Genomic DNA, 3,347 nt, shown 5'->3' with positions numbered 1-3,347 from the left:
ACGTGGTGCTCTCCCCCTTCGGGCCCCGCGTGATCGACTTCGGGATCGCCCGAGCGCTGGACTCCGCCAGCAACCTCACCGGGAACCTCCAGCAGCTCGGCACCCCCGCGTTCATGGCGCCCGAACAGATCCAGGGCGAGCCGATCACTCCTGCGGTGGACATCTTCGCCTGGGGCGGGCTGATCACCTTTGCCGCGACCGGCCGTTACCCGTTCGGCGACGCTTCCGCGCAGGTCCTGCTCTACCGCGCGGTGAACGAGGAGCCCCGCCTGGACGGGCTGGACCCCCCGCTGCGCGAGATCATCGCAAGCGCGATGCTCAAGGCCCCCTCGGCCCGGCCGACCGCGCAGCAGCTGATGCTGCGCCTGCTCGGTGAGCCGCTGTCGACAGAGGAGATCGACCCCGAGGCGACGGTCATCCAGGTGTTGGACGGCTGGAAGCTACCCGCGCCCGGGGGCAGTGTCGATGGCACCGCAACGCGCGGTACCCGCGAGCCGCTGACGGCGGCCACCATGCGAGGCGGCGGCCGGGTACCACGCAGCGGCCGACGGATGGCGCTGGTGGCTGCCGGTGCCGGGGTGGCGGTGCTCGGCGCGATGCTGGCCCTGGCCTCCGGTGGCTCCGGCGTGGACGGCAACCAGGCGAAGGTCGTCGACATCCTGCCGAAGTCCGCTGCCGGGCTCGACGACGACACCCTGCTCTACACCAGTGAGCAGGACAACAAAAAGGCGATCTACAGCGTGCGGGTCGGCCCGGACGGCACGGTGGGGCAGCCACGGCGGCTGACCGGCGACGACGCCAAGCCGGACGCACTCCCAGTGATCGTCGGGCCGCAGCGCAAGACGGTCCTCTACACGGTGATTGACTCCTCCCCCAGCCTCGTCGCGATCGCCGCGGACGGGAACAGCCAGCCGATGTCGCTGTTCACCTCCGGCCCGGCAGCGGACATCGCGATCGCGCCGGACGCCCGGGCGTCGGTCGACCCGACCGGGAAGTTCGTCGTCATCAAGGCCCTGCGCGGCCCGAACGACGGCAGGGCCGGGCTCTACGTCGTCGCCATCGACGGATCAAGCGTCCGTAAGCTCAACGTGCCGGACGGCGCCACCGACCCGTCCTGGTCCCCGACGGATGACCGGATCGCGTTCTTCGTCGGTGCGAACGGCGTCGACGGCGGCGCGCTGTTCACCATCGACGCCAACCCGGCCAACGCCGGCGCGAAACCCGTCCAGCTCACGGCGGGCACGGAAGGTTTCGACGCCGACCCGTGCTGGTCACCGGACGGCAAGAAGATCGCGTTCCGCCGCGGTTTCGGCCCGGACCTGGCAGAGATGGACATCTTCGTCATGGATGCGACTCCGGGTGCTACACCGTTGCAGCTGACCGAGGCCAAGGGCCGGGACCAGGACCCCACGTTCGCGGCCGGGGACACCAAGCGGATCGCTTTCACCAGCCAGCGCGACGGCGCCACCAACCGCGAGATCTACGTGACCAACGCGAACATCCTCGACGACGCCCACGCGCAGAAGCTGACCGAGTTCCCGGGATTGGACGCCACCCCCCGCTGGACTTCCGGCTAAAGGACCCAAGGCAGCGCGATCATGTTTTTCTCGCGCTGCCGGAGGCCCCAAATCCCCGGATCGCTGAGATTTCAGTGGGCGGACGGGCTACAAGATTCCAGCTGGGCGCGCAGCTACGGTTTCGGTCCGGACAGCCAGAAGTCCTGACAGCTTCGGTCTTGAAGCTGTCAGGACTTCGGTCAGGACTTCAGGTAAACGGTCAGGACGGCGACGGCTTGCGCTTGGCGGTCTTCGGGTCCATCCGGCGGATCAACAGAACAGTGGCGATGACGCAGAGCACACCGATCCCCACGCCAGCGGCGATGTCGGTGAAGTACGCCTGCACGGTGTGGTCGAAGAACGGGTCGTCGACGACCTTGCTGTTGATCAGTTTCCCGTCGGGACGATGTTGACCGGCGAGGCTGATCGTGTTCAGGTCACCGACCGACGACAGCGCGGCATAGCCCCAGCGGGCCGGCGCGATCAGGCTGACCTGCTCCAGACCGGGCGTGCCGTGCATCGGCAGGATGCCACCGCTGAACACCAGCTGCGCCATGGTGATCAGGACGAGCAGCGGCATGGTCTTGTCCGCGTTGTCGACCAGGGCGGAGATGACCAGCCCGAGCATGGCCGACGACAGCGACACCACGATGACCGCGAGCAGACACTCGACCAGGGAGTTGCCCAGCACAAGCGCTTCGTCGGGCTGCCGGCCGACAAGACCGATCAGGGTGAACGGAATCGCCTGCAACATCGTGATCAGAGCCAGGACAACGATCTTCGAGCCGATGTAGGCGGTCCGGGACAACCCGATCGCCCGTTCCCGACGGTAGATCGCCCGTTCCTTGACTATCTCCCGGACGGAGTTCGCCATCCCCATGAAGCAGGCGCACAGCACCATCACCAGCAGGATCGTGCCGGCGTCCGAGTTCGGCGTGCCGTCATCGGAAGGGCCGAACCCACCGGGTATGGCCCGCGGGATGAGTCCGAGCAAGAACGGGAAGGCGATGATCAGCCGCAGGTAGGACCTGTCGGACGCGACGACGGCGAGCGTTCGCCGACTTAACGTGATGAGCTGGGAGAACACCGACTGCTGGCGGATACTCGGGAGATCCTCGGGCGCCGGACGGGCCGACGGCGCGGTGACCGACGCGGGAACGTAGTAGCGTGACTGGCGGAACCGAGCTGCCGACTCCGCGCCGGGCGTCGCCTCCAGCATCAGGAAGACGTCCGGGTAGTCCCTCTTGTTGAAAAAGGACAGGGCGTCACGCGGCAGGCCGAAATAGGCGACATACCCGCCAGGAGCCAGTACCAGGACGTAGTCGCAGAGATCCAACTGGGCGACACTGTGGGTGACCACCACGACCGTGCGCCCGTCGTCGGCCAGCTTGCGCAGCGACTCCATCACGTTCTTGTCCATGCCCGGGTCAAGACCGGACGTGGGCTCGTCCAGGTAGAGCAGGGTCGGCTTGGTCAGCAGTTCCAGCGCGACGCTGGTGCGCTTGCGCTGGCCACCGGAGAGCCTGGCCACCTGCGTGTCGGCATGCTGGGTCAAGCCGAGCTCGGCAAGGACCTCGTCCACCCGCGCGCCGCGCTCCTGCTTGGTGGTGTCCGGGGGGAAACGCAGCTCGGCACCGAACTCCAGCGCGCGGCGGACACTGAGCGTGGTGTGGAGCAGGTCCTCCTGGGGAACGTAGCCGATGCGGCGACGCAACTCGTCGTACTCGGAGTACATGTCCCGCCCGGCGTAACGCACCGCACCCTTGTCGGCCGGGCGGAAACCGGTGAGGG

At 67.7% G+C, this 3,347-nt stretch carries 2 protein-coding genes; one reads left to right on the top strand and one right to left on the bottom strand.

Going from position 1 to position 3,347, the window contains the following annotated elements; translation table 11 throughout:
- The coding region (locus tag DD1DGNOD_RS07235; RefSeq protein ID WP_131769717.1) for a protein kinase domain-containing protein at nt 1-1,577 on the top strand (1,577 nt) is incomplete at its 5' end.
- Nucleotides 1,578-1,776: 199 nt separating this feature from the next.
- Here the strand turns inward: DD1DGNOD_RS07235 and DD1DGNOD_RS28940 are convergent.
- Nucleotides 1,777-3,347 (bottom strand): ABC transporter permease (locus tag DD1DGNOD_RS28940; RefSeq protein ID WP_241255525.1); only part of this gene is annotated, 1,571 nt, incomplete at its 5' end.

The sequence above is a fragment of the Candidatus Protofrankia californiensis genome (assembly GCF_900634765.1).
Taxonomy (GTDB): Bacteria; Actinomycetota; Actinomycetes; order Frankiales; family Frankiaceae; genus Protofrankia; species Protofrankia californiensis.
The sequence above is the reverse complement of the archived record's forward strand: the minus strand, read 5'-3'. Positions and strand labels throughout refer to the sequence as shown.